Source organism: Streptomyces sp. So13.3, from assembly GCF_005860785.2.
GTDB lineage: Bacteria > Actinomycetota > Actinomycetes > Streptomycetales > Streptomycetaceae > Actinacidiphila > Actinacidiphila fildesensis.
In genome coordinates this window covers 2696595-2723144 of sequence record NZ_CP048835.1, presented here as the reverse complement: position 1 = coordinate 2723144, position 26550 = coordinate 2696595, and the positions used below count along the sequence as shown (strand labels likewise).

22 protein-coding genes and 2 pseudogenes are annotated in these 26550 nt (G+C 71.6%); 11 read left to right on the top strand and 13 right to left on the bottom strand.

Annotated features, from left to right (window positions below; translation table 11 throughout):
- Nucleotides 1–26 precede the first annotated feature (26 nt).
- Both C8250_RS12380 and C8250_RS12375 read right to left on the bottom strand, forming a co-directional pair.
- Nucleotides 27–1424 carry a gluconate:H+ symporter gene (locus C8250_RS12380; protein ID WP_138353285.1) on the bottom strand — a complete coding sequence of 466 codons (1398 nt, stop codon included), beginning with the start codon at nt 1422–1424 and terminating at the stop codon, nt 27–29.
- Between the two features lie 36 nt (nt 1425–1460).
- Nucleotides 1461–1997: a gluconokinase, GntK/IdnK-type gene (locus C8250_RS12375; protein ID WP_138353284.1), complete on the bottom strand. Its 537-nt coding sequence runs from the start codon at nt 1995–1997 to the stop codon at nt 1461–1463.
- A 115-nt stretch (nt 1998–2112) separates the two neighbouring features.
- Between C8250_RS12375 and C8250_RS12370 the strand changes: the two genes are divergently transcribed.
- Nucleotides 2113–2820 (top strand): FCD domain-containing protein, encoded by a 708-nt coding sequence (locus C8250_RS12370; RefSeq protein WP_138353283.1) that lies wholly within the window; start codon nt 2113–2115, stop codon nt 2818–2820.
- A gap of 65 nt (nt 2821–2885) precedes the next feature.
- Entirely contained in the window at nt 2886–3779 is an 894-nt protein-coding gene (locus C8250_RS12365) for a hypothetical protein (protein ID WP_138353282.1), read from the top strand.
- Between the two features lie 34 nt (nt 3780–3813).
- Here the strand turns inward: C8250_RS12365 and C8250_RS12360 are convergent, their stop codons facing one another.
- Nucleotides 3814–4254, bottom strand: coding sequence for a MarR family transcriptional regulator (locus C8250_RS12360; RefSeq protein ID WP_138353281.1), 441 nt, complete (start codon nt 4252–4254; stop codon nt 3814–3816).
- Between the two features lie 150 nt (nt 4255–4404).
- On the opposite strand from C8250_RS12360, the gene C8250_RS12355 reads away from it, so the two are divergent.
- Both C8250_RS12355 and C8250_RS12350 read left to right on the top strand, forming a co-directional pair.
- On the top strand, nt 4405–5937 hold the full coding sequence (locus C8250_RS12355) for an MFS transporter (RefSeq protein ID WP_138353280.1): 1533 nt from the start codon (nt 4405–4407) through the stop codon (nt 5935–5937).
- Between the two features lie 40 nt (nt 5938–5977).
- Nucleotides 5978–6901, top strand: coding sequence for an NADP-dependent oxidoreductase (locus C8250_RS12350; RefSeq protein WP_138353279.1), 924 nt, complete (start codon nt 5978–5980; stop codon nt 6899–6901).
- A 24-nt stretch (nt 6902–6925) separates the two neighbouring features.
- On the opposite strand, the gene C8250_RS12345 is transcribed toward C8250_RS12350, so the two are convergent.
- The 4 genes and pseudogenes from C8250_RS12345 to C8250_RS43500 form a co-directional block, all read right to left on the bottom strand.
- Nucleotides 6926–7231 carry a DUF202 domain-containing protein gene (locus C8250_RS12345; protein WP_138353278.1) on the bottom strand — a complete coding sequence of 102 codons (306 nt, stop codon included), beginning with the start codon at nt 7229–7231 and terminating at the stop codon, nt 6926–6928.
- A 24-nt stretch (nt 7232–7255) separates the two neighbouring features.
- Entirely contained in the window at nt 7256–7681 is a 426-nt protein-coding gene (locus C8250_RS12340; RefSeq protein WP_244809106.1) for a DUF202 domain-containing protein, read from the bottom strand.
- 238 nt (nt 7682–7919) lie between these two features.
- Entirely contained in the window at nt 7920–8462 is a 543-nt protein-coding gene (locus tag C8250_RS12335; RefSeq protein WP_244809813.1) for an NUDIX domain-containing protein, read from the bottom strand.
- 24 nt (nt 8463–8486) lie between these two features.
- Nucleotides 8487–8888 (bottom strand): annotated as a pseudogene (locus C8250_RS43500) (ASCH domain-containing protein); the annotation flags it as partial.
- Nucleotides 8889–9034: 146 nt separating this feature from the next.
- On the opposite strand from C8250_RS43500, the pseudogene C8250_RS12330 reads away from it, so the two are divergent.
- Nucleotides 9035–9579: pseudogene (locus C8250_RS12330) on the top strand (NADP-dependent oxidoreductase); the annotation flags it as partial.
- A 63-nt stretch (nt 9580–9642) separates the two neighbouring features.
- Here the strand turns inward: C8250_RS12330 and C8250_RS12325 are convergent.
- The gene (locus tag C8250_RS12325; protein ID WP_138353276.1) at nt 9643–10818 is read right to left on the bottom strand and encodes a DUF3533 domain-containing protein; all 1176 of its coding nucleotides are present in this window, start codon (nt 10816–10818) and stop codon (nt 9643–9645) included.
- 132 nt (nt 10819–10950) lie between these two features.
- Between C8250_RS12325 and C8250_RS12320 the strand changes: the two genes are divergently transcribed.
- The 3 genes from C8250_RS12320 to C8250_RS12310 all read left to right on the top strand — a co-directional run bounded on the left by C8250_RS12320 (nt 10951) and on the right by C8250_RS12310 (nt 14049).
- A complete protein-coding gene (locus C8250_RS12320; RefSeq protein WP_138353275.1) occupies nt 10951–12708 on the top strand; it encodes an acyclic terpene utilization AtuA family protein in 1758 nt (585 codons plus the stop codon).
- Nucleotides 12709–12820: 112 nt separating this feature from the next.
- Complete coding sequence (locus C8250_RS12315; protein WP_187144815.1) at nt 12821–12994, top strand: hypothetical protein; 174 nt, start codon at nt 12821–12823, stop codon at nt 12992–12994.
- 86 nt (nt 12995–13080) lie between these two features.
- The gene (locus C8250_RS12310; protein ID WP_138353274.1) at nt 13081–14049 is read left to right on the top strand and encodes a pirin family protein; all 969 of its coding nucleotides are present in this window, start codon (nt 13081–13083) and stop codon (nt 14047–14049) included.
- Between the two features lie 47 nt (nt 14050–14096).
- Here C8250_RS12310 and C8250_RS12305 read toward each other — a convergent pair whose 3' ends face one another.
- Nucleotides 14097–14690, bottom strand: a complete 594-nt coding sequence (locus tag C8250_RS12305; RefSeq protein ID WP_244809104.1) for a TetR/AcrR family transcriptional regulator — start codon at nt 14688–14690, stop codon at nt 14097–14099.
- Nucleotides 14691–14781: 91 nt separating this feature from the next.
- Here C8250_RS12305 and C8250_RS12300 point away from each other — a divergent pair, with 91 nt between their 5' ends.
- Complete coding sequence (locus C8250_RS12300) at nt 14782–16014, top strand: alpha/beta fold hydrolase (RefSeq protein ID WP_138353272.1); 1233 nt, start codon at nt 14782–14784, stop codon at nt 16012–16014.
- A gap of 224 nt (nt 16015–16238) precedes the next feature.
- Here C8250_RS12300 and fahA read toward each other — a convergent pair whose 3' ends face one another.
- Entirely contained in the window at nt 16239–17486 is a 1248-nt protein-coding gene (fahA, locus tag C8250_RS12295; protein WP_138353271.1) for a fumarylacetoacetase, read from the bottom strand.
- Between the two features lie 290 nt (nt 17487–17776).
- On the opposite strand from fahA, the gene C8250_RS12290 reads away from it, so the two are divergent.
- Nucleotides 17777–19249 (top strand): SDR family oxidoreductase, encoded by a 1473-nt coding sequence (locus C8250_RS12290; RefSeq protein WP_138353270.1) that lies wholly within the window; start codon nt 17777–17779, stop codon nt 19247–19249.
- 23 nt (nt 19250–19272) lie between these two features.
- Here C8250_RS12290 and C8250_RS12285 read toward each other — a convergent pair whose 3' ends face one another.
- Complete coding sequence (locus C8250_RS12285) at nt 19273–19923, bottom strand: AraC family transcriptional regulator (RefSeq protein ID WP_244809102.1); 651 nt, start codon at nt 19921–19923, stop codon at nt 19273–19275.
- Nucleotides 19924–20034: 111 nt separating this feature from the next.
- Between C8250_RS12285 and C8250_RS12280 the strand changes: the two genes are divergently transcribed.
- Nucleotides 20035–22233, top strand: coding sequence for a DEAD/DEAH box helicase (locus C8250_RS12280; RefSeq protein WP_138353269.1), 2199 nt, complete (start codon nt 20035–20037; stop codon nt 22231–22233).
- Between the two features lie 28 nt (nt 22234–22261).
- Here the strand turns inward: C8250_RS12280 and C8250_RS12275 are convergent, their stop codons facing one another.
- The gene (locus C8250_RS12275) at nt 22262–25975 is read right to left on the bottom strand and encodes an AAA domain-containing protein (protein ID WP_138353268.1); all 3714 of its coding nucleotides are present in this window, start codon (nt 25973–25975) and stop codon (nt 22262–22264) included.
- Nucleotides 25972–26385: a hypothetical protein gene (locus tag C8250_RS12270; protein ID WP_138353267.1), complete on the bottom strand. Its 414-nt coding sequence runs from the start codon at nt 26383–26385 to the stop codon at nt 25972–25974. Before C8250_RS12270 ends, C8250_RS12275 begins: the two co-directional genes overlap by 4 nt.
- Nucleotides 26386–26550: the final 165 nt, after the last annotated feature.

The window sequence follows — 26550 nt, the reverse complement described above, 5'->3', positions numbered from 1 at the left end:
GGACTGTCCTCTGACGCCGCCTCGCACTACAGAACGAGCGAGAGCAGCAGGACGAAGCCTAGGGCCACCACCGAGATCACTGTCTCCATCGTCGACCACGACTTGAGGGTCTGCGGGACATCCATCCCGAAGTACTCCTTCACGAGCCAGAACCCGGCGTCGTTGACATGCGAGAAGAACAGCGAGCCGGCTCCGACGGCGAGTACCAGCAGCGCCGCATGAGTTGTCGACATGTCGGTCGCGAGCGGTGCCACGAGGCCGGCCGCGGAGATCGTGGCGACGGTCGCGGAGCCGGTGGCGACCCGGATGAGGACGGCGATCAGCCAGGCGAGCAGCAGCGGTGAGATGTTCCAGCTGTCGGACCAGTTGAGGATCATGTTGCCGACCCCGGCGTCGATCAGCGTCTGCTTGAACCCGCCACCCGCGCCGACGATGAGCAGGATGCCGGCGATCGGGGCGAGCGACTTCTCGACGGTCGAGGAGATCCGTTCCTTGGTGAACCCGGCCGCGCGGCCCATGGTGAACATGGCCAGGACGACGGCGGCGAGCAGCGCGATCAGCGGCGTGCCGAGCACGTCGAAGGTCCGGTAGACCAGGCTCTGCTGGTCGTCGACCATGATGTCCACCAGCGCCTTGGCGAGCATCAGCGCCACCGGCAGCAGCATCGTGCACACCGTCGCGGTGAAGCTGGGACGCCGCTCGAGGTTGTCCGAGGCGCGGGCCGGGGTGAGGTTCTCCGGCGGGTCGACCTTCACCCAGCGGTCGGCCACCCGGCCGAAGAGCGGCCCCGCGATGGCGAGAGTGGGCAGCGCGACGAGGACACCGAGCGCCAGGGTGGTGCCGAGGTCGGCGTGGATGGCGTCGATGGCGGCGAGCGGGCCGGGGTGCGGCGGCACCAGGCCGTGCATGACGGAGAGCCCGGCCAGCGCCGGGATGCCGACCCGCATCAGCGAGTAGTTGCCGCGCCGGGCGACCAGCAGGACTACGGGTATCAGCAGCACGATGCCGACCTCGAAGAAGAGCGGCAGCCCGATCAGGCCCGCGATCCCCGCCATGGCCCATGGCATCCGGCGTTCGCTGGTGCGGGCCAGGATGGTGTCGACGATCTGGTCGGCGCCGCCCGAGTCCGCCAGCAGTTTGCCGAGGACGGCACCGAGCGCGATGAGCACGCCGACCCCCGCGACCGTCGAGCCGAGACCCGTCGTGAAGCTCGTGACGGCCTTCGCCAGCGGTGCGCCCGCCACCGCGCCGAGCACGAGCGAGCCGATGGTGAGGGCGAGGAAGGCGTGCACCTTCCAGCGGGTGATCAGCACGATGATGACGGCGATGCCGACGAGTGCGGCGATGCCGAGCCGGGTGTCACCGGCGGAGGTGATGGGCGGCGCGGTCGTCGCGGCCAGCAGCTCGACGCTGAGTGCAGACACGTTCGTACTCCAGGGGGACGGCGGCGGATGTGGGGGTCAGCGGGGAAGCGCGGCGTACGCGCGCTCGGCGATCTGCTGCGGGCCGCCGTCGATCGTGACGACGGCACCCGCCTCGTCGGCGTCCAGCGGTTCGAGGGCTTCGAGCTGGGAGCGCAGCAGACCGGGCGGCATGAAGTGCTGCATGCGGGCCGCGAGCCGCGCGGCGATCAGCTCGGGCGGGCCGTCCAGGTGCAGGAAGAACAACCGGGGGGCGGCGGCGCGGAGCCGGTCGCGGTAGCGGCGCCGCAGGGCGGAGCAGCTGACCACACCGCCCAGCCCGTCGCGTTCGGTGACCCAGTTCGCGATGGCGTCCAGCCACGGCTCGCGGTCGGAGTCGTCCAGCGGATGGCCGGCCGACATCTTGGCGATGTTCGCCGGCGGGTGGAAGTCGTCCGCCTCGGCGTAGGGGACGCCCAGCCGTTCGGCGAGCAGGCCGCCGACCGTGGACTTGCCCGATCCGGACACGCCCATGACGACGACGACCGGGGGGCTCGGCTGGTGCTGCGGCTGGTGCTGCGCGGGTTCGGCAGTCATGCGCTCGTACCTCCTTGTGCAAGCGGCTGGCACCAATAAACGCCATAGGTACTACTTATTCAAGAGCTCGATATGAAAACGTCATACCAAGGTGGTGGCACATAGGCTGTCACCCATGCCTCAGCAGGGAGAGAGCGGCGGCCTGCACGCCCGCGTACTGGCCGAACTCGGGCCCGCCATCGCCTCGGGCGGCTACCCGCCCGGCACGGTGCTGCGCATCGACGAGCTCGAAGTGCGGTACGGGGTGTCACGCACCGTCGTCCGTGAGGCCGTCCGCGTCCTGGAGGCCATGCACTTGGTCGAGACCCGCCGCCGGGTCGGCGTCACGGTGCGGCGCACCGAGGAGTGGAACGTCTTCGACCCGGCGGTCATCCGCTGGCGGCTGGCCGGCGCCGACCGCCCCCGCCAGCTGCGTTCGCTGACGATGCTGCGCACCGCCGTCGAGCCGGTGGCCGCCGGGCTCGCCGCGCTGGCCGCCACCCCGGGCCAGTGCCGGGAACTGACGGTGCTCGCGTCCGACATGGCCGCGGCCGGCCGGGCCGCGGATCTGGGCGAGTACCTGGTGCACGATGTCGCGTTCCACCGCGTCATGCTCCAGGCCTCGGGCAACGAGATGTTCGCCCGGCTCGGCGATGTCGTGGCCGAGGTGCTGACCGGCCGTACCGAACACCACGTGATGTTCACCGCTCCCGACCCCGAGGCGGTCACGCTGCACGTACGGGTCGCCGAGGCGGTCCGGGCGCGGGACGCGGCCGGCGCGGAGAGCCTGATGCGGGAGATCTGCCTGGGCGCGCTGCGCGAACTGGATATCCTCGCGCCGTAGCGACCATGGGCAGGCGGCTGGAAAACCGGATGACCCGGTCGGCCGGTGGTGATCCACTGGGGCGTATGCCCGCTCGACCGACCGCGTCCCCCGCCGCCCCGCCGCAGCCGTTCCGCTGGAACCTCGCCACGTCCGCGGGTGCCGGCCCGGACCGGCTCGGCACGCTCACCGAGGGCGCGCCGCCGGTCCGGCTCCGCTATCTGCCGTCGCTCACCGAATGCGCCGCGAAGGTGCTGGCCCGCTCCGACGGCGCCGAGCTGTGCTTCGTCGGACGGTCGCTGGACAGCATGTACGACCTGCTGACCGGCGCGTTCGAGGGCTCGTCGTGGGAGGGCCGGCTGCTGCGGCTGCCGGTGTCGTGCACCAGCGACCAGGGCTGGACGCCCGCGATGCGGGCACGATTCCGCGAGCACCTCGCCGCGGCGGGGCTCGACCCGTACGCGCTGGCCCGCCGGAAGCGGCCGGTCGCCCTCGTGGACGTCGTGTTCCGGGGCAACACCTTCGACACCCTGCACCGCGCGCTCGCCGGCTGGATCGAGGAGAGCCGCGAGCCGTGGCCGGTGATCCGCCGCAAGCTGCGCTACGTGGGTGTCACCCAGCGGGGCAGGACCAGCCCGGGCCACTGGCGCTGGCAGCAGGACGCGTCACGCCCGTGGGTGCGTACGCTGCCCGCCGGCCATGTGGTCAATGTGTCGCTCGACCCCGGGACCTGGTCGTGGTTCGGCGACCACCAGCCCAAGGTGCACAGCTCGTTCCCGGCCGTTCGCTGGTTCGACGAGGACGCCGCGGAGCCCTGGTACCACCCGTCGCTCCCGGCCGCGCTCGCCGAATCGCTGGCGCTGGTCGCGGCGGGACGCACCCGCGCGGTGCGAGACGACCTGGTCCGCGCGCTGGGGCGGGAGCCCGGTTTCGCGGGCCGTGAGGTGCGCGCGCTCGCGGCGGCGCTGCGCCGCCGCTGATCCGGACGGGTCTCAGGCGCTTTACCCGGACGGGTCAGGCGTTGTTCTCCATCGCCGGGCGGAGCCGTCCCAGCAGGGCGTAGAGCGTCGCGCTCTCGTCCTCGTCCAGGGCGTCGAGCGCGCCGTGCGTCGCCTGCATCTCCTCGCGCACGCGCCGGATGGTGTCGCGGCCCTCGTCGGTCGCCACGACGTTCTTGACCCGGCGGTCGGCGGGGTCCGCCTCGCGGCGGACGAGCGACCGCGCCTCCAGCCGGTCCACGATCCCGGTGACGTTCGACGCGTCGCACACCAGCAGCGCCGCGAGACCGCGCATCGGCAGCGGGCCGTCGAGCTGGGCGAGGACCTTGGCCTGGGTGGAGGTGAGGCCGTGGTGGGCGGCGGCGGCCGCGAAATCCCGCCACTGGGCGGTGCCGATGGCGGCCAGCAGCTCCAGGAGCTCGAGCTTGGTCGGGACGTTCGGGGTGGTGGCGCTCATGGGTCGAGTGTACTCAAAATGCTTGACGACATCAATCATTAACTTGACGTCCTTAACTATTGAGGTCTACCGTCTGTCGAGTTGCTTGACGACATCAAGCATCCAAGTTGTGAAGCAATGGTGTGAAGCAATGAGAAGGACCCGCCAGCCATGAGCCAAGCCACCACCGCACCCGCCGAAGCCGGGCACCGGAACGAGACGGTCATCGTCTTCGCCCTGAGCCTCGCCGCCATGGTCGTGTCGATGATGCAGACCCTGCCCGTCCCGATCCTGGGCCTGATCCGCAACGACCTCGGCACCTCGACCGCCAACGTCAGCTGGGTGACCACCGCGACCCTGCTGTCCGCCGCGGTCTTCACCCCGCTGCTGGGCCGCTTCGGCGACCAGCACGGCAAGAAGCCGACCCTGGTGGCCGTACTCGGCGTCATGGTCGCGGGTTCCGTCATCGCCGCCCTCGCGACCTCCCTGCCGCTGCTGATCCTCGGCCGGGTGCTCCAGGGCGCCGCCACCGCGATCTTCCCGCTGGCGCTGTCGGTGCTGCGCGAAGAGGTCCGCCCGCAGAAGCTTCCCGGTGCGATGGCACTGGTCAGCGGCACCCTCGCCTTCGGCAGCGGTCTCGCGCTGGTCGCCACGGGCCTGCTCACCTCCGGCCCCGACGCCGACTACCGCAACGCGTTCTGGATGGCGACCGGCTTCGCCGTCCTCGCCCTGGTCGCGGTCGTCACCATGGTCCCCGCGACCCGGCACAAGACCGGCGGCCGCACCGACATCCTCGGCGCGCTCACCCTCGGCATCGCCCTCCTGCTGCTCCTGCTGCCGATCTCGCAGGGCCACGAATGGGGCTGGGCCTCCGGCCGCACGCTGGGCAGCTTCGCCGGCGCCGTCGTCATGGGCGCCGTCTGGGTGCTGACCGAGCTCAAGGTCCGCGAGCCGCTGGTCGACATGCGGATGTTCGTCCACCGCCCGGTGCTGATGGCCAACCTCGCCGGGATCCTCGTCGGCTTCGGCATGTTCGCGAACTTCCTGGGCGTCTCCTACCTCGTCCAGATGCCCAAGGCGCTCACGGGCTACGGTTTCGACGCATCCATCCTCCGGGCCTCCGTCGAGTTCCTGCTCCCCGGCGCGATCGTCTCGCTGCTCGCCTCGCCCATCGGCGGCCGTCTCGTCCGGCACCGCGGCCCGCGGGTCGTGCTCGGCCTGGCCGCAGTGCTCGGCGCCGCCGGCTTCGGCTGGCTGGCCCTCGACCACAGCCACACCGCCTCGGTGATCGGCGCCGGCCTCATCGTCGGTGCGGCCGTCAGCTTCGGCTACGCGGCCATGCCCGCCGTCATCATGGCGAGCGTCCCGCACCACCAGAGCGGTATCGCCAACGGCATCAACTCGATCTCCCGCTCCACCGGCAGCGCGATCGGCAGCGCCGTGGTCACCACCATCCTGGCGTCGAAGACGATCGAGCACCTGCCCGCCGGAGCACCGCCGCTGCCCGCCGAATCCGGCTTCAGCCTCACCTTCGGTATCGCGGCCGTCTCCTTCGCACTGGTCGGGCTGGTCAGCTGGCTCGGCTTGCGGACCAACCACGGACCCCGGACCGTCGAGGTGACGGCTTCCGCCGCCGGTACCGTCCCGTCCCCCCTCAAGGCGGCCGAGCAGTCCGACGCGACCGACAAGGCCGGCGTCGTCTGATCCCCGCCCGATCCCCCCACGGCGTACAGGAGCCATCACCATGAAGGCCGTCAGTTACCGCAGCTACGGAGGGCCCGAGGCCCTGGAGTACGGCGAGCGCCCCGACCCCAAGGTCGGACCGGACACCGTCCTGGTGAAGGTCAGGGCCGCGGCGGTCAACCCCGTCGACTGGAAGGCGCAGGCCGGCTACCTGGACTCGATGCTCGACGCGGTCTACCCCGTCATTCCCGGCTGGGACGTCTCCGGCGTCGTCGTCAGGACCGGTCCCGACGTCCCGGAGTTCGAGGAGGGCGACGAGGTCATCGGCTATGTGCGCGAGGACTTCCTGTCCCGCGGCACGTTCGCCGAGTACGTCGGCGCCCCGGTCCGCACGCTGGCCCGCAAGCCGTCCAACCTCAGCTTCGAGCAGGCCGCCGGCCTTCCGCTGGCGGGCCTGACCGCCTACCAGGCGCTCCTCGGCGAGCTGAACGTCGGCAAGGGCGACACGGTCCTCATCCACGCCGCGGCAGGCGGCGTGGGCTCCATGGCCGTCCAGATCGCCAAGCACCTCGGCGCCCGGGTGATCGGCACCGCGGGCGAGCGCAACCACGAGTACCTGCGCGGGCTGGGCGCGGAACCGGTGACCTACGGGGACGGCCTCGCCGACCGCGTACGGGCGCTGGCCCCCGACGGCGTGCACGCCGTACTGGACCTGGTCGGCGGCGACGCCCTGACCGTCTCCCCGGGCCTGCTCGTCGACAGCGGCCGGCTGGTCTCCATCGCCGACCCGGCGGTGCTGGGCATGGGCGGCCGGTTCCAATGGGTGCGCCCGGACGCCACGGACCTCTCGGCCCTCAGCGACCTCGCCGAAGCCGGTGTGATCACCGTGGAGGTCGCCGCCGCCTTCCCGCTGGAGCGGGCGGCGGACGCGCAGCGGCTCAGCGCCGAGGGCCACACCCGCGGCAAGATCGTCGTCACCATGTGACCCGTCCGGTCCCCGGCCCGGGCGTCACCACAGCACGGCCGCCCCGAAGACGGCCAGCGCCACCGTGCACCCCACCACCGCCGCGGCCGCCCGTGATGTCATCACGGGCGGCCGCGGCGCGTCCATGAGGCGGATCCTGTGCTGGGCGACGAGCAGGAAGGCGAGCCAGACCAAGGCGCCGAGCGCCACTCCCACGATCCCCACGCCGGACAGCCCCCGGTGGACCGCCTGCCGGCCCGCGAGCACCGCGGCGACCGCGCACGACAGGGTCGTCCGCCGCCAGGCCAGCCGGGTCCGTTCCGGCTGCAGACCGGGATCGCGGTCCCGCACTCCTGCGGGCCTTTCCGGCACGGCCTAGCCCGCCCGGCCGAGCAGCACGATCGCCACCATCACCACCGCGATGCCCGCCACGAGCACGGCCAGCAGCGTCGGGAAGCGGGAGAGCGGCAGGTCCTCGTTCCGGCGCATGGCCCGCTCGCAGCGCACCCAGTAGTTGACGGCCCGCACCGCGCACATCGCGCCGCCCACCAGCAGCGCCAGCGCCAGGACGACCCGGACGGTCCGCGGCAGGTCCGGCAGGAACTGGTCCACCGCGAAGCCGCCGCCGATCAGCGCCAGCGCGGTCCGGATCCAGGCCAGGAACGTGCGCTCGTTGGCCAGCGAGAACCGGTAGTCGGGCGTCTCGCCCTCCGCCTGTACCCGGGCCGGCGAGAACCACAGCCCGACCGCCGACACCCCGGCCCGCAGCCTGCCGGGCAGCGCCCGTACGAAGACGATCACCCGGTCACTGTACGTCCGGACCCGGTACCGGACCCGGACGCCGGGTGTCCGGCCGGTGTCCGGCGGGTGAGCGCCCACCGTTACGGGGCCGGAGCGGCCCCGGCCCTGTCGGTCGATGGGTCAGCGGGCGAGCGGCGCGATCACCCAGCGGCGGGTCACGAAGCCGCCCTCCGGGCCGGTCCGTGCGCACCGGGCTCCGGTTGTGGGCTTTCACCAGCACGTTCTTGAGCCAGGACGGCTACGCCACAGGAGGCCGCCCCCGCCACTCACGCAGCCTGTGGAACGCGTCGAGGCCGTCCGGGACCCACTGCCATTCGGCCAGCCGCCGCTCCAGCTCGCCGTCGGTCAGGAAGGTGTGCCAGGCGACCTCCTCGACCTGCGGGGAGACCGGGAGTTCGCACCGCACCTCGTACACCTGGGACCACCAGGAGTGCCCGTCCCGCTCGTAGAGGAACTTGAACAGCGGTACGGGCCGCGCCAGTCCCGACACCCCCAGCTCCTCCTCGGCCTCCCGCAGCGCGGCCTCGTCGTACGTCTCGCCCGCTCCGACGACCCCGCCCACGAACATGTCGTACAGCGACGGGAAGACCAGCTTCACCGCGGTGCGGCGGTGCACGAACGTCCGTCCCTCGCCGTCCTTCACCAGCACGAACGCGCAGCGGTGCCGCAGCCCGCGGGCGTACGCCTCGGCCCGCCGCTCCTGGCCGACGACCTCGTCGTTCTCGTCGACGATGTCCAGCAGCTCGTCCGCGGAACGCGGTCGGGCGGGGGCGCCGGTCACCGGGTCGAGGCGTTCCACGACGCGGAACCGCTGGGCGACGACCAGGGTCTCGTCGGTGACGGTGAACTCCGGGTCGCCGATCGCGTCGCGCATCTCCTGGCTGTGCCAGAACCCTTCATGGTTCGCCCGCCACTGCGCGACGGTCCGGTCGCCCTCGCCCTCGTCCACCGCGTGCGCCAGATCCACCTCGGCGAGCGGCAGGACGCGGACCTCCGTGGTCTCCAGCACGGCCACCGGCCGGTCCGCCGAATCGATCAGGGCGGACCGTTCGCCGACGACGGGCAGCGCGTCGCCGCAGTACTCGTAGTCCTCGACGAGCCCGGTCGTGGAGATCTTCTCCCCGGACAGGACCGCGGCGACCAGCCGGTCGCGCAGCGGACCGGGGAAGGCGAGTTCGAACGGCGGGAGATCATCGTAGGAGCCCATGGAGCCAGCCTAGGTCGCGGCGTCAAAGGCTGGGCAATGGCGTCAAAGGCGTTTCCTGGGACGGCTCCTGGCCCGTGACGGCGGCGCGCGTGGCGCGCAGTTCGCGGATCAGGACGCGCACGGCGAGCGACCGTGCCATCTCCGGAGTGGTGACATGGCCGACGTGCCGGGTCGGGCGGCCCCAGGGACTCCCCACCGCCGGGAACTTCGCCTTCGTCGAGGAGGCCGTCCCGGTACCGGGCCCCGGTCCCGCCCCGGTCGAGAACATCTACCTGTCCGTCGATCCCTGCATGCGCGAGGTGATGGACGAGGGCGGCTGGGATCTCCACGCGCCGCTGGACGGCCGCGCGATCGGCCGCGTCGTCGAGTCCCACGACCCGGCGCCGGCCGTCGGCGGCCTCGTCCGGCACCGGGTCGCCTGGCACGCCCACGCGCTGGTGACGGCCGCCGGCGCCCGGGTGCTGCCGGATCTGCCGGGAGTCCCGCGGCGCGCCACCTCAGCGTGCTCGGCGGCACCGGCCTCAGCGCGTACGTCGGCCTGGCGAAGGTCGCCCGCGTCCAGCCGGGGGAGACGGTGTTCATCTCGGCCGCCGCCGGCGGCGTCGGCACCGCGGCCGGTCAGATCGCCCGGCTGCTCGGCGCCGGGCGCGTCATCGGCAGCGCCGGATCCGCCGCCAAGGTCAAACACCTCACCGAGGACGAACACCGGCAAGGCGATCGTCCAGGTCAGCCCGGTGTGACCGCACCGGTCACGTCAGCCTGGTGTGACCGCCCCGGTGACAGGATCCGCGACACCGTCGGTACCGGACCCCGCCCGGCGGTCGCGTACCACGACGGTCGCCATCGCGACGACGACACCGGCGACCGCGTACGCCGCCAGCACCCACAGCGGGCCGGCCGTCGCGCTCCCGCCGAAGTACACGGTGTTGCGGACCGCCGTGGTGCCCGCGCCCGGCGGCAGGGACTGCCCGATCGCGCTCCAGAAGCGCGGCAGCAGCGACGCCGGATAGACGCCTCCCGCGCTCGGATTGCCCATCACGACGAAGAGCAGGATCGACAGCCCGATGCCGATGATGCCGAAGAGCGTCTGCAGAGCCGTGGTGACGGCGGCGGCCGCGAAGACCACCAGCGCGCCGATCGCCCACAGCGCCACGAAGTGGCCTGTCAGCGCCGAGAACACCGGATCCACGATGATCGCCCCGCCGAGCCCGGAGACCACCGAGAAGAGCGCGAGGGTGCCGAGCCGGATCGCCGTACGGTGCCGGTTGACCGGCCGGGCGCCGCCCGCCACACCCAGGATCGAGGCGGTCAGATAGCCGCCCACCACCCAGCCGATGACCAGGTAGAACGAGCTCAGCCCGCGGCCGTCCTCCTTGTTGGGGGCCTTGATGTCGGTGACCGTCACCTGCCGGTGCTGGGTCTTCTCGACGCTCTGCGCGATCTGCGCGGCGGTCTGCGACACCGAGGGGCCGCCCGCGGACGCCACCAGCAGCGAATCGGTCTTCCCCGCCGGGTTGATGAGGATCGCGGCGTCCACCGTACGGTTCATGATCTGCCGCCGCGCCTCGGCCTCGTCGGCCACCACGACCGCCTTCACCGGCTCGCCCGGCAGCCCGTTGAGCTGTGCGGCCACCTTGCCCGCCACCTGCGCGGGCGCCACGACGGCGGCCGGGATCCGGTGCGGGGTGGGGGAGTGGAACGCGCCCAGGTACGACACGATGAAGGCCAGCTGGATCAGCAGACCTCCGACGACCAGCAGGAAAGCCCGGAAGCTGATCGCGTCCCGCAGCTCGGCCGCGAACCCGCCCGATCCGTCCGGCAGCGCCGGAACACCCCGTGAGGCGCCGGAATCCGGGGTGGTGGAACCGGAATCCTGGGCGGTGGAAGGTGTTTCGTCCGGCGGCGGAGGGGTCGTCCCTGCAGAGCTCATGCACGAACGTTAGGCGGCCTACGCTTTCGACGCGAGAGGGGGTGCTCCGTACGGGCCCCTTGCCGGGTGGCCACTGCACGCGAAATGCTGCGCGCGGCCACCACTGCCCAGCACCGACCAGGAGTGACCGTCATGCCGGCACCGTTCGACGTCCTGCGTATCGCCAACTGCTCGGGCTTCTACGGCGACCGGCTGTCCGCCGCCCGCGAGATGGTCGAAGGCGGGCCGATCGACGTATTGACCGGTGACTACCTCGCCGAACTGACCATGCTGATCCTGTGGAAGGCACGGCAGCGCGACCCCGACGCCGGCTACGCCGTCTCCTTCCTCGCCCAGATGCACGAGGTGCTCGGCAGCTGTCTGGAACGCGGCATCAAGGTCGTCGTCAACGCGGGCGGCCTCAACCCGGCCGGACTCGCCGCCAAACTCGGCGAACTGGCCGCGCTCGGCGGCCTCCACCCCACCATCGCCCACCTGGAGGGCGACGACCTCCTCGACCGTCTCCCCGAGCTGCGCGAGAAGGGTCACGGGTTCGCCAACCTGTCCACCGGCCGGCTCCTCGCCGACTCCGGCATCGAGCCCGTCACCGCCAACGCGTACCTCGGCGGCTGGGGCATCGCCCGCGCGCTGCGCGCCGGCGCCGACGTGGTCATCTGCGGCCGGGTCACCGACGCCGCGCTCGTCACCGGACCGGCCGCCTGGGCCTTCGACTGGGCGCTCGACGACTGGGACCGGCTCGCCGGGGCGGTCGCCGCGGGCCACATCATCGAATGCGGCGCCCAGGCCACCGGCGGCAACTTCTCCTTCTTCACCGAGATCGAGTACCCGGTGCACCCCGGCTTCCCCATCGCCGAGATGCACCCCGACGGCTCCTGCGTCATCACCAAGCACGAGGGGACCGGCGGCGCGGTCACCGTCGACACCGTCACGGCGCAACTGCTCTACGAGATCGAGCGGCCCGAGTACCTGAACGCCGATGTCGTCGCCCGCTTCGACACCCTGCGCCTGGAGCAGGAGGGCCCCGACCGGGTCCGGGTCACCGGCACCCGCGGCGAGCCCGCGCCCGACACCCTCAAGGTCTGCCTCAACTACCTCGGCGGCTTCCGCAACAGCGCCACCTTCGTGCTGACCGGCCTCGACATCGAGGCCAAGGCGCGGTTCGCGGAGGCGTCCCTGCTCGACGCGACGGGCGGCAGCGACCGGTTCGACGAGTTCGACCTGCGGATGGAACGGCCCGCGGCCGACACCGCCCGGCTGACGCTGACCGTCAAGGACCCCGACCGCGACAAGGTCGGCCGCGCGCTGTTCACCGCGGTCGCCGGCACGGCGCTGGCGAGCTACCCCGGCTTCTATCTGGAACAGGCGTCCCCCCGGCCCACCGAGTACGGGGTGTACTGGCCCGCGCTGGTCGCCGCCGACGAGGTGCCGGCCCAGGTCGTGCTGGCCGACGGCACCAGACTGGACGTGCCGAGGCCGCCGACGGTGGCGCGGGTGCGTCAGGAGCGGCCGGCCGCCGGCTCCGAGCCACGCCCGGCCGTGCCGTCCGGCCCCACCGTCCGGGCACCGCTCGGGCGGCTGGTCGGTGCCCGCTCCGGCGACAAGGGCGGCGACGCCAACATCGGCCTGTGGGCCCGCACCGACGAGGCCTACGCGTGGCTCCGCGCCCACCTCGGCGTCGACGAGCTGCGGCTGCTGCTCCCGGAGTCCGCCGAGCTGGAGGTCGTCCGCTACGAACTGCCCAACCTGCGCGCCCTCAACTTCGTCCTGCACGGCCTGCTCGGCGAGGGCGTCGCCGCCTCCACCCGCCCCGACCCGCAGGCCAAGAGCCTGGGCGAGTATCTGCGGGCCCGCCCGGTCGACATTCCCATGGATCTTTTGCCTGGAGCGTGAATCTCTTTGCCCGGCGTGTAGATCTCTTTGCCCAAGTGCTGACGGTCGTCTGCGTACCGTAGGAAGCGGCCCACCGCAAGAGGCGGGTGGGCATTCCGAGGGGGGCATTTCGATGGACCAGTCGATTCTGCACAAGGCGATCTTCCTGCTGCGCGACTGCCACGAGTCCGAGCAGCAGGTGGTCACCCGGCTCAAGGACTACTTCCCCGACCTGGACCTCAGCGCCCGCGAGCGCTACACCAGCGAGGCGATGGACCTGGTCCACGGAGTGCACCCGGGCATCTGACAGGCGTACGGCATCAGGGACCCGTCGGCAGGGACCCGTCGGCACGGACCCGACGTCCAGGCGGGCCGGTGCGCAATGATCGGGATATGAGCAACCTCGATGTGAAGCCCGCACCGACCGTGTGCGGCGGCCGCGAAGACGTCTCGGCCGAGCCCGTCCACGAGCTCCTCACCGCGCGCACCGTCACGCTCGGCGAGAGCACCCAGGTACGGCGCCTCCTGCCGAACCTGGGCCGCCGGATGGTCGGCGCCTGGTGCTTCGTCGACCACTACGGCCCCGACGACATCGCGCGCGAGTCCGGGATGCAGGTCCCGCCGCATCCGCACATGGGCCTGCAGACGGTGAGCTGGCTGCACGACGGCGAGGTGCTGCACCGCGACAGCCTCGGCAGTCTGCAGACCGTACGCCCCCGCGAGCTGGGACTGATGACCTCCGGCCGGGCCATCTCGCACTCCGAGGAATCGCCGCGCGACCACCCCCGGCTCCTGCACGGCGCCCAACTCTGGGTCGCCCTCCCGGAGGCCCACCGGAACACCGCGCCGGCCTTCGAGCACCACGCCGACCTGCCGGTCGTCACCGGAGGCGGCGGTCTGCACGCCACCGTCATCATGGGCGAACTGGACGGCGCCGTCTCACCCGGCACCACCCACACCCCCCTCGTCGGCGCCGACCTCGCCCTGGCAGCGGGCACCGACACCCGCCTGCCGCTCCGCCCCGACTTCGAGTACGCGGCCCTGACGATGTCCGGCGAGGCCGAGGTCGACGGCGTAAGCCTCGCCCCTGGCTCGATGCTCTACCTCGGCTGCGGCCGCCGCGACCTCGCGATCCGCGCCGACGTGGACAGCGGCCTGATGCTGCTCGGCGGCGAGCCCTTCGACGAGAAGATCGTCATGTGGTGGAACTTCGTCGGTCGGTCGAACGAGGACATCGCACAGGCCCGTTCGGACTGGATGAGCGGCTCTCGCTTCGGGGATGTGAGGGGCTACGACGGAGCTCCGCTGCCCGCCCCGGAACTGCCTCCCGTGCCCCTGAAGCCGCGGGGACGGGTGCGCTGAGCCGGGCTTTCGATCCGGGGACGGATCTTTCTTCGGGTGACGGTCGCTCAGGCCGTTCCCGGCTCACCCGTGTTGCTGAGCAGCCGGTCCACTAGGAGTTCCGGGTAGCCCGTGGCCGGGGGGTCGATGCCGAAGATCGCTCGTACGTAGAGCGGTGCGATGAGCTGGTCGAGGATCTCTTCGAGGGGCGGGGGGATCTCGCCGCGGGCCGCGGCCCGCTCACGGATGCGTTCGATGGACTGGATCCGGCGTTCGAAGTGCTGGGCGCGTTCCCCCTGCGCCGGGGCGCTGCCCGGCATCGACAGGGCGACGGCCCGCACGAGGAGCCGGCCTTCGGGTTTGCGGATGCTCGCGACCCCCGCTTCCGCCCAGGCGATGAGGTCGCCGCGCAGGGTGCCGGTGTCCGCCAGCGGCCAGTCGCGCTCGAGCCGGGCGACGACCACGTCGGCCAGGAGCGCCTCACGGCTGCCCCAGCGCCGGTAGACGCTGGTGTGGTTCACCCCGGCGCGCTGCGCGATCGCGGGAATGGTCAGGTCCGCGCCCCCGGGGTCGGACAGCAGGTCGATGACCGCCTGATGGACGGCCGAGCGGACCTGCTCGGGGCTCTTGCGGATGCGGGGAGTCGACGGTTTCGGGGTCACCCCCACATCGTAAGCACAAATATTTGCTTCGCTGCGCTCGGAGGGTCTACAGTTCTGGCGTACGCACAGATCTGTGCTTAAGGAGAGCGTGATGAAGCAGCTGCTGTTCCCGGACAACACCCAGTTCTGGTACGAGACCTTGCGTTCGATGAGTCACATCGCTTATGGCGGCGCTGATTTCGGTGAGGTGGTCTCGACGTGTGAGCGCATCGTTGAGGGTGACTACGACAGTTGGCACACGGAGTGGCTCGCGACGGCGGACCGGGTGGCCGGCGAGGCGCGGAAGGCGCTGGAGGCCGGTCACCCGGTCAGTGCGCGGGACGGGTTCTTGCGGGCATCGAACTACTACCGGTCGGCTGAGTTCTTCCTGCACGGGCACCCGTGCGACCCGCGCCACGACCACGCCTACGACCGCAGCGTGGCCTGCTTCCAAGCAGCCGCCGCGCTGTCCACCCCGCGGATCGAGCCGGTCCGTATCCCGTACGAGGGCACCACGCTGCCCGGCTACCTCTACCGGGCCGACACCACTGGCGCACCCCGGCCGACGCTGATCATGCACTCCGGTTTCGACGGCACCGCCGAGGAGCTCCACTTCAGCGGCGCGCTGGCGGCCGTGGAGCGCGGCTACACGGTGCTGACCTTCGACGGCCCAGGACAGCCCGGACCGCGCCACCGCGAAGGGCTGGTCTTCCGCCCCGACTGGGAGAACGTCATCACCCCCGTGATCGACTTCGCCGAGACCCTTCCCGAGGTCGACACCAGCCGTATCGCGCTGCTGGGCTCCAGCATGGGCGGTGTGCTCGCCCCCCGGGCAGCGGCCTTCGAGCACCGCCTGGCCGCGCTGATAGCCGTGGACGGTGTCTATGACCTCGGCCAGATCTCCGTCCGCAACATCCCCGGCGACCGCGCCGCGGCCGAACGTCTCCTGCGCGCGGACTCGGCCCCTGAACTCGACGCGGGCTTCGAGCAGCTCATGGCCCAGGATGCCACCGCCCGCTGGGCGATCAACCACGGCATGTACGTCATGGGCGTCGACACCCCCCGCGCCTTCAGCGCCTCCTACCTCGACTACACCCTTCACCACGGCATCGCCGAACAGATCCGGTGCCCCACCCTGGTCTGCGACGCCGCCGACGACGAATTCTTCAAGGGCCAGCCCGAGCAGCTCGACCACCACCTGACCTGCCCCAAAACCCTCATGGTCTTCACCGCCGAAGAAGGCGCCGGCGCGCACTGCCACCCCGGCGCCATGCGCCTGTCCCTCGCCCGCATCTACGACTGGCTCGACGACACCCTCGCCACCAGCACCGCCACCACCGTCTGAACGAGCCGGACAGCACCGCGGTGAACGAGCCGGACAGCACCGGCAGACCTAGGCAGGGCCCGCTCAAGGACCACGCGGCGCAGACGGCACACGCCCAGCAGCGGAAAGCGCCCGCTGGACATCGTAGGAACGACGTCCAGCGGGCGCTTGTGTGCGGTCGGACGGCCCTGCGGCCGTGACTGTCAGGCGGAGTCCGTCAGGCGGAGACCGTCAGGCCGTGACCGTCAGGCGGTGGGGCGGGGCACGATGTGTCCCGCCACCTCGCCGAAGCCGATGCGGGTTCCGTTCGGGCCCGGCGCGGTCGCGGTGATGACGACCTCGTCGCCGTCGTCGAGGAACGTGCGCTCGCTGCCGTCCGCCAGTTTGAGCGGCTCCTGGCCGTTCCACGTCAGCTCGATGAGCGCGCCGCGTGTCTCGCGCTCGGGACCGCTGATGGTGCCGGAGGCGAAGAGGTCGCCGGTCCGCAGGGACGCGCCGTTGGCCGTCATGTGCGCGAGCATCTGCGCGTACGTCCAGTACATGGCGGCGAACGGCGGGCGCGAGACGACATGGCCGTTGAGCCGGACCTCGAAGGCGATGTCGAAGCCGGACGGCTCGGCCGCGGCGTCCCGGTCGTCGAGGTACGGGAGCGGCTCGACGTCGCGCTCCGGCGGGGTGGTGCGGGCCTGCGCGAGGGCGTCCAGCGGGACGATCCACGGCGACACCGACGTGGCGAAGGACTTGCCGAGGAACGGGCCCAGCGGCACGTACTCCCACGCCTGGAGGTCACGGGCGGACCAGTCGTTGACGAGGCAGACGCCGAAGACGTGCTCGGCGGCGTCGGCGAGCGCGACCGGGCTGCCCAGCTCGGTCGGCGTGCCGACGACGAAGCCCAGCTCCGCCTCGATGTCCAGGCGGCGGGACGGGCCGAAGTCCGGAACCGGGTCGGCCGGGGCCTTGCGCTGCCCGGACGGGCGGGTGATCGGCGTGCCGGAGACGACGATCGTGCCGGAGCGGCCGTGGTAGCCGATCGGCAGGTGCTTCCAGTTGGGCGTCAGCGGCTCGGAGCCCGGCCGGAAGATCCGGCCGAGGTTCGTGGCGTGGTGCTCGGACGCGTAGAAGTCGACGTAGTCGGCCACCTCGAACGGCAGGTGGAGGGTGACATCGGCGCGCGGCACCAGGCACGGCTCGACGGCCGCACGAAGGGCCTCGTCCGTCAGCCACCGGGTGACCGCGGCGCGCACCGCGGTCCAGACCGGCCGGCCGGCGGCCAGCAGCGGGTTCAGCGAGGGGGCGTCGAGCGCGGCGAATCCGGGTTCGGCGAGCGCACCGACCGCGCGGGCCGCCGCGCCCGCATCGAGAACGTGGTCACCGATGGCGACACCGATCCGGCGCTGTTCCGGCCGGTCGGCGGTGGTGAAGACGCCGTACGGCAGGTTGTGTACGCCGAACGGAGAGTCGTCAGGGACGGTGAGCGGGCTGCTGGCGCTCAACTGGCCTCCAGGGAGAGAACGAACGTCCCGAGACTATCTCCCGCCTCCGGGGCTCCGTCTCAAGGGCCGGACGTGGCCGGAGGAGGGCCGCACGCGGGGCCGGACGCGGGGGCCATGCACCTGCGCCGCACCTGCACCGTGGCAACGGTAAGTGCCGGTCCGGACACCGACGGTAGATCCAGGGGGCGCCGACGGCCTCGAGTTTGGTGGTGCTACACGTGCGTACGTAGAGTTCCGCCTGACTCGGGTGGACTCGGGGCGGAACAGACAATCCAGAAGGCAGTAACGGCATGACAGCGAGTGAGCAGACGGAAACCCGGCGCGATGATTCGACGGGCATCGACCCGGCGCGCCTGGAGCTCTGCCTGAGCGTCCTCGCGGAGCTCGACGAGCTGGACGTCGACCACCCCGACGCCATCGCCGTCCGGCGCGCCACCGCCGGCATCTACCGCACGGTGAAGCAGCGCCGCCGCCAGGAGCGCCGCGCCTCGAAGACGGCGAACGACAAGGCCGTCACCGAGGCCACGGCCACCGGCGCGGCCGACCGCATCGACGACGAGACGCTGGGCAACATGCTCACGACGTCCGTGACGCAGGAGATCGCCGGCATCCTGGAGCGCCCCCGCTCCTGCTACGTCTGCAAGACCCGCTACGTCGAGGTCGACGCGTTCTACCACCAGCTCTGCCCGCCCTGCGCGAAGGAGAACCGCAGCCGCCGCGACGCGCGCACGGACCTCACGGGACGCCGCGCCCTGCTCACCGGCGGCCGCGCGAAGATCGGCATGTACATCGCGCTGCGCCTGCTGCGCGACGGCGCGCACACCACCATCACCACCCGCTTCCCGAACGACGCGATCCGCCGCTTCAAGGCGATGCCCGACAGCCCGGAGTGGCTGCACCGGCTGAAGATCGTCGGCATCGACCTGCGCGACCCCGCGCAGGTGATCGCGCTCGCCGACGAGGTCGCCGCCGAGGGCCCGCTCGACATCCTGATCAACAACGCCGCGCAGACCGTCCGCCGCAGCCCCCGCGCCTACGCGGAGCTCGTCGCCGCGGAACTCGCCCCGCTGCCGGCCGGCGAGCTGCCCTCGCGCACCGTCCTGGGCCACTTCGGCAGCGGCGCGCAGATCGCGCTGCCCGGCCCGTCGTCGTCCGGCCACGACGCCCTGACACCCGAGTCGATCACCGCCCTGGCCCTGACCACCGGCTCCGCGTCCCCGGCCCGAATCGAAGCCGGCACCGCCATCGACGCCGGCGGCCTCGTACCGGACCTGGACGCCACCAACACCTGGATCCAGCGCGTCGAGGAGGTCGACCCGCTCGAGCTCCTCGAGGTCCAGCTCTGCAACGTCACCGCGCCGTTCGTCCTCGTCAGCCGGCTGCGCCCGGCGATGGCCGCGGCCACCGCGCGCCGCAAGTACGTCGTCAACGTCTCGGCGATGGAAGGCCAGTTCAGCCGCGGCTACAAGGGCCCGGGCCACCCGCACACCAACATGGCCAAGGCCGCCCTGAACATGCTCACCCGCACCAGCGCCCAGGAGATGCTCGAGACGGACGGCATCCTCATGACGGCCGTCGACACCGGCTGGATCACCGACGAGCGCCCCCACCCTGACAAGATGCGCCTGGCCGAAGAGGGCTTCCACGCCCCCCTCGACCTGGTCGACGGCGCCGCCCGCGTCTACGACCCCATCGTCCGCGGCGAACTCGGCGAAGACCTCTACGGCTGCTTCCTCAAGGACTACGCCCCGGCCGCCTGGTAACCCGGCCTGCCCGTCCGACTCATTCACTCGCCGCGCGGCGGTGTGCGGAAGTAGGCACCCGGGGTGAGGCCCGTCTCGCGGCGGAAGGCGACGAACGCGCTGGGCGTGTCGTAGCCGACCAGGGACGCGACGCGGCCGACGGGTTCGCCTGCGGCCAGGTACGGCAGCGCGGCGCTCAGCCGCAGCGAGGTCCGCCAGCGCCCGAAGGGGACGCCGGTGTCGGCGGCGAACGTCCGGAGCAGGGTGCGCGCGCCGGCGCCGACGGTGCGGCCCCACTCGGCGAGCGTCCGGTGGTCGGCCGGGTCGTTCAGCAGGGCCTGAGCGACGTCCCGGGCGCGTCCGTCGCGCGGCAGGGGCACGTCGAGGGTGGCGACGGGCACCGGTTCGAGCAGATCCATGAGGACGGCCTCGGCGCGCACGCGGGCGGGCAGCACACCGGTGGCCAGTTGGTGGATGAGTTGGGTGAGCAGCGGGCCCACCGCGACGGGCTGGATACCGGTCCATCCGGTCGGGCCCTGGCCCCGCTCGAAGTACAGCGACCTCATCGTGGTGCTGCCCGACGCCACCACCTCGTGCGCCAGGCCGCCCGGAATCGACAGCTTGCCGACCCAGGCGGACCGCGGCGCATTCACCGCGTGCGTCGCGGGCAGCCCGCGCGCCGGGGGCGGGGACAACACCCCACCGCCCCGCACGCCGGAGAACGTGATGCGGGATAAGCCGTCCGGACGGCCCTGGGCCGGTGAATCATGTGACGGGACCGGAGCGGGCGGATCACGAGGGGCGCCATGGGTGGGGTGGGGTTGGAGCGGAAGGCGGTGCCTGCCGGCAAGGGGGCCAGGGAGGTGCTTCTGCGGGCTGACGCCCTCATGGCGGCTGCCAGGGGAGTGATCGCCGATCACGAGCGGGTCCGCGGCGCGGTCCGGAGCGCCCTGACTCCGTTGAAGGACGAGCTGGTCCGTCGTGAGCTGGACGGCATTCCGGTCTCCCGGCTCAAGGACGTGACCGAGGGACGGCTGCGGCTGACCGCTCTGGAGCAGGCCGGGTACTCCACGGTCCGGCAGGTGTTGGACGCCCGGCGGTACGCGCTCCAGCAGCTCCCCGGGATCGGTGTGCAGAGCGCGGTTCAGGCGATAGCCGCCGCGCGGCAGATCGCCGAGGCGGTCGAGGAGCATGTCACCGTCCGCATCGATCCCGACGCGAGCGCCGATCCTCGTACGACGGCGCTGGTAACGGCATTGAACCAGCTGGTGAACGCCGGGCCGGACATTCCGCGGGCCGTCGCGGCGGCCGGTCGGATCGACGGGGAACTCGACCCGCTGATGGCCGGCGCCCGGCCGGCCCGGGGGCGGTTGCGCATGCTGTTCGCCGGACGGACGGGCCGCAAGGAGGCACAGGCCGCGGTCCAGGCGATCGACGCCCTTCTCGTCCAGTGCACTTACGACGCCACGCCGCTGCTGCTCGCCCAGGCCTCCACGGACCTGCTGCGGCCACCGGTTCCGGCCGACGAGGCGTGGATCGACTTCCAGGTCCGCTCCCCCGACTACTACAGCCTGCTCGCCGAGATCGCCGGGCTGGCGCCGGACGTGGACGCGGCCGAGGGCTTCCTGCCGACCGACATCTCCGGCCGGGTGCGGGCCCAGCGGCTGGACGACACCCACCGCCGGGTCTCGCTGCGCGGCTACCAGGACTTCGGGGCCCGATTCGCGCTCACCCAGCGCCGGGTGGTTCTCGGCGACGAGATGGGGCTCGGGAAGACCATTCAGGCCATCGCCGCACTCGCCCATCTCAAGGCGGAGGGGCAGACGCACTTTCTCGTGGTCTGCCCGGCCAGCGTCCTGATCAACTGGACGCGGGAGATCGAATCCCGCAGCACCCTGGACGCGTACCGGGTGCACGGCCCCTACCGCGAAGCCGCGCTGGACGAGTGGCTCCGGTGCGGTGACGTCGCCGTCACCACGTTCGACGGCCTGAACACCCTGGAGGTCCCGAAGGAGACCACGGTCGGCATGCTCGTGGTCGACGAAGCGCACTACGTCAAGAACCCGGCGGCCCGCCGTTCCCGATCCGTAGCCCGCTGGACGGCCCGTACCGACCACGTCCTGTTCCTCACCGGCACACCGATGGAGAACCGGGTCGAGGAGTTCCGCAACCTCGTCCACTACCTCCAGCCCGATCTCGTGCCCCATGTCCGCAACAGCGACGCCGTCGCCGGATCCGAGGTGTTCCGCCGCGCCGTCGCCCCCGCCTATCTCCGGCGCAATCAGCTGGACGTGCTGACCGAACTCCCCGAGCTCATCCAGGTCGACGAGTGGGAGGAGTTCACCGCCGCCGACCTCGCCGCCTACCGCTCGGCCGTGACCGCCGGAAACTTCATGGCCATGCGACGGGCCGCCTACGCCGACCCCGAGAAGTCCGCGAAGTTCCAGCGCCTGCTGGAACTCGTCAGGGAGGCCGCGGAGAACAACGCGAAGGTCGTCGTCTTCTCCTTCTTCCGCGACGTCCTGATCACGGTGCGGGAAGCCCTCGGCGACGCGGCCCTCGGTCCCATCACCGGCAGCGTCGCCGTCACCGCACGCCAGCAACTCGTCGACGACTTCACGGCCACCCCCGGCCACGCGGTGCTGCTCAGCCAGATCCAGGCGGGCGGTGTCGGTCTGAACATGCAGGCGGCGTCCGTCGTCATCCTCTGCGAACCCCAGGTCAAACCCACCATGGAGTCCCAGGCCATCGGCCGGGCCCACCGGATGGGCCAGATCCGCCGGGTACAGGTCCACCGCCTCCTGACGGCCGACAGCATCGACCAGCGCATGCTCGAAATCCTCGACGGCAAGAAGCGCCTCTTCGACGCCTACGCCCGCCGCAGCGACACCGCGGAGTCCACCCCCGAGGCCGTCGACATCTCCGAACAGTCCCTGGCCCGCCAGATCGTGGCGGAGGAACAACTCCGCCTCGCCACCTCCGCCACGGGGGACGAAGCCTCGTGAGCCGACGCCCGTGGCACGACCGCCGGTGTCAACGTCCGCCCGAGGGCTGTTCGTCGTACAACTGCCAGGCGGGTACCCGTTCGGCGTCCAGCAGTTCGCGGCGCCGCAGCATCAGCCGTAGATGCCGCGCTTCGTCAGCGCCTTCGTCCGGGCCCCGGTCCAGGAGGACGGCGGTGGAGCCACTGTCCGTCCGTACGATCGCGTCAGCGGGGTGGCCGTTGACGGAGATGCCGAGTTGCACCGTTGCCCCTGGGCGACCCGACTGCGCCTTGTACAGGCGCTTGAGCAGCTCGTCCGGTTCAGCGGCACCCAGGTCGCTGTCTGTGGCGTTGGCAGCGTGCACCAGTGCGGCTCCCACGCCGCCCCGGCGCTGCCAGAGCTCGACATCGCCGACGACGATGAGGTGCGATCGAGCCCTCGTGATAGCGACGTTCCAGAGGTTCAGTTGCCGGTCGACCCAGCTGATCGCCCCCGGGTGCATGCCGTCTCCCGCGACCAGGGAGAAGACCATGACGTCACGCTCACCGCCCTGGAACGTGTGCACCGTGCCCGTGCGCACCCGGTCGCCGTACGGGAGCAGTCGCCGCTTCAGGGCCTCCTCCTGGGCCTTGAAAGGTGTGATCACCCCGATCGTGGCCCCGGTCCCGTCCGGGAGTTGCTCCAGCAGATGCCGGACGCTGGCCTCCACCTTGTCGATCTCATCGTGGTTGACCCAGGAACTGCCGGAGGGCGGGCGTACGGCACGGCCAGTGACCGGCGCCCAGATGACCGCACGGCGGCCGAGGGCGGGACGGGCACGGATGTCGGTGAGCACGGTCAACCGGCCTTCGTAGAAGAGGCGGTTGGAGACATCGGCGATGTCCGGGTGGCAGCGGAAGTGCTCGTCCAGGAGGAGGCTGCCGCCCGCCGCGCGCTCCGCAGCATGGAAGGCGGAGTGGCGCCGGTGGGCGAGGCGCTGCTTCTCCAGCCAGTCGGAGTGCAGCCCGGCCGCGCGCCGGATCACCGCTTCCCCGTCGGGGTCGATCGTGGTGATGTGGGTGAGCTGCATAGGGTCGCCGATGACCAGCGCCCGGCGGGCCCGGAACAGCAGGGGCAGGACGTGCGGGATCGCGCACTGGCTGGCCTCGTCGACGACGACCAGGTCGAACAGAGCCGGATCCGGCGGGAACCGCCGTGCCGAGAGGCTGGTAACGGCCCAGCCCCGCGCCGCAGGCAGGGCGTTTCGTACCGCGGCCCAGTCGCTGCCACCGGCGTCACGGGCGGTCAGGAGCCCGGCGATGCGCTGATGTCCCGCTCGGCCGGCGCCCTGCACGGCGCTGTCGAGCAACGCCGCGGATGAGGTGCGGACGGCGGACTCCGCCAGGTCGAGAGCAGCGGTGAGGCCGGCGTCGTCCATCCCGGTCGCCGCCCGCTCGCGTTCGGCCCGCCAGGTCCGCTCGGCACGGGTGAAGTCGGCGAGCGCGGTGCAGGCGTCCATGGTGGTGCCGTCGAAGGCCGCGATGCCGAAACGGGCCAGCAGCTTTCTGCGACGCCATTCGCCGAAGAGGCGCGCGGTGGCCCTCCGCGTCGCCTTCTGCTCCAGGGCTCCCGGGTCCCGCACCGCTGCCAGGAGCCCGAGCAGCGCGGAGACAGGCAGGTGGAGCCTGGCGGCGTGCTGCTCGCGGTCCTCGCCCGCCCCGCGCAACACCCGCTCGGTGTGCGCCGAGCGGGCGAGCTGTTGCCGGACGGCGTCGAGCCGGTCGTTCGCCACGTCGACGTCCATCCCCGCGGTGGTGACGTTTACCGCGGGGGCGGGGGAGACCATCAGCCGGCGTAGCGTCGTCGCCTCGGCCTCCGCGTAGTCGGGGTCGCCGCCCGCGGGACCGGTGCGCACGACGCTCCCCGGCGACAGCTGCTCGCAGCGGCGCCACACCTCGTCAACGGCCTGGTTGTTGGTGGAGGCCACCAGCACGCTCTGGCCGGCCGCCACAGCGGTGGCGACGAGATTGGCCACCAGCTGGCTCTTGCCGGTGCCGGGCGGCCCGGTGGCCACCGTGAGGCGGCGCGTCATGGCCGAACGCAGCACTGCGGACTGGGCCTCGTTGGACGGCAGCGGTGTTACGAGCCGTACGGAACCGGGGTCCCGTTCGGCGGGAGACCCGGCCGGTCCCGCGCGTTCTGCGGGGTGGGGGGAGAGTGCGGCGAGCGCCGTCGCCCTGATCTGCGCGCTCTTCCGGGAGATGTTCTCGAAATCCGCGAGGAGCTTCTTAGTGATCTTGCTGTCGCGGGGCACCAGCAAGAGGACCGCGGCATTGCGGGCACCATTGCCCGGGGTACGGATGTCGATCCAGTCGGCGAGCTGGTCCGGCCGGGGCTCCTGGACACAGGGCAGTTCGTACTCCTGGCTCAGCAACTGGCGTACTTCGACCGCCATCCGATCGTGCTGCCCGGCGTGCCAGGTCTGCTGGTAGGTGTCGACAAGGTCGGCCGCCTGCTCCACCCCCAGCCAGTCGCGAGCCAGCCTGGGGTGCGGCAGCACGGGTCCGTACGGCTTGAGGCGGACCTCGCCGGCCTCCTGGACCGCCTCGACGCGGCGTACCAGGAGCGGAGCGAATTTCGGCGTCCGCCAGGTCCGCCCGTCACGCAGGCCGTTGAGGACCACTGCCGGGTAGCCCGCCCAGAGTTCCGCGTCCTGCTCGGCCGCCGCGTCGACCAGCGCGGCCGCCTCGGGGGGCACGGCGGTGCAGTCGTCGTCGTCCAGATCGCCGGAGAGGAACCGCTCGGTTCCGGTCAGGCAGACGTACGAGGTTCCCTCGTCCCGGACCGGCATGAGCGGGGTCTCCGTCGTGTCCGCCAGGACACACTCCCGGTAGTAGCTCAGGAGGCTGTCCCATGTCGGCCAGGTACCGGCGGTGCGGGTTGGCGCCGCTGGCGTGCCGGGCTCGGCGGGCGGCCGCCGCGTCAGCGGCACCAGCAACGGTGCGCTTCCCAGCGGGCAGGAGGCCAGGATCATGCGGTCGTCGACACCGTGCGCGGACTTGACGGGTATCTGCTGCGAGCCCTTGGCCCGCATCCGCCCGTTCACATAGTGGAACAGGTCGTCCACCGACACCTCGCCGGTCCCGTCCTTGCCGACCTTGCCGGTACGCAGTGCTTCGACGACTTCCGCCGTGAACACGGAGGGCTCGACGCCGGCGTCGCTCTCGGCACCGCTGAACGAGTCCTCGCCCGCCCGTGACGAGGAGAGCACGTACACGCCCCGACTGGTCAGGGGCGCGGCCTCACCGGATTTGGCGGAGGGAGGAGCGGGTCCGTCGACTGTGCGCAGACCCATGGCGAAGCCACCGCTCCGGCAGCAGTCGATCAGGGCGATCTTCTGCGGGGCCCAGCACCCTTCGAGTTGCTCGTTGACGAACCCGGCGCTCACCCCGGTCGCGGCAACCGCGTCGAAGTCGGTGTCCGAGGCGACGAAGTAGAACTCGCCGCGGGCCTGCACGAGCCGGGTGCCGTGCCCCGAGACGTAGAGCAGGGCCAATTCGTCGGACTCGCAGCTTTCGAGGAACTCACTGATCGCGGAGCGCATGGCGTCCGCGGTGAGGTCGGTCTCCGTCTTCACGGACGCGAACGCACCGATGGTGCGGTGCTCCAGAACCTGGCGCAGTTGCCAGGTGTCGGCCCGGGTGGACGGGAGCCGTCCGAACCGGCTGTCGTGGTAGTTCTCGTTGCCGATCAGTAGCGCCTTGCGGCGGACGAGGCGGGTCACTCCGCCTCGTTCTCCCCGTTGTTCCCTTCGTCCTCGCGGACTGTCCCCAGGAAGTCGCGGATCATCTGCTCCTGCATCTCGTCCGGACGCCCGCTGATCGTGACGGAGTTGCCCCGGTAGGTCATCTCGACCTTCCGGTTGCGCTCCTTGGCACACCATTCCGTGACCAAGGCGATGAGGACCTGGGACGCGGGTCGGGCGGCAGCGGCGATAGAGCCCCACAACGCCACGTCGCCGGCGACCCCACCCTTATGGCCGTCACCGGTGGCCGGCCCGGCCTCCAGGAATCCGACGGCTGCCCCGTCGGCCTTCGCGAGCTCGTCATGCAGCGCCCGCGTGAGGCGTTCCTGCCGCAAGGTGTCGCCGCCTGCCAGTACTTCGAGCCGCCAGGCCCGCTCCCCGTCAACCATCCAGAACCCCCCATTACCGGCTCACCTACAGGTGAGCCACCTCGGCAAATGACAGAGCGTACTGCTGGATCACCGGCTGACGACAGAGAGTATTCGGCCAGGGCCCGAGGCTCGGCCGAATACCCGCAGCCCCGTCGCTGTACTGCGCAGGGTGCGTCCGGCCGC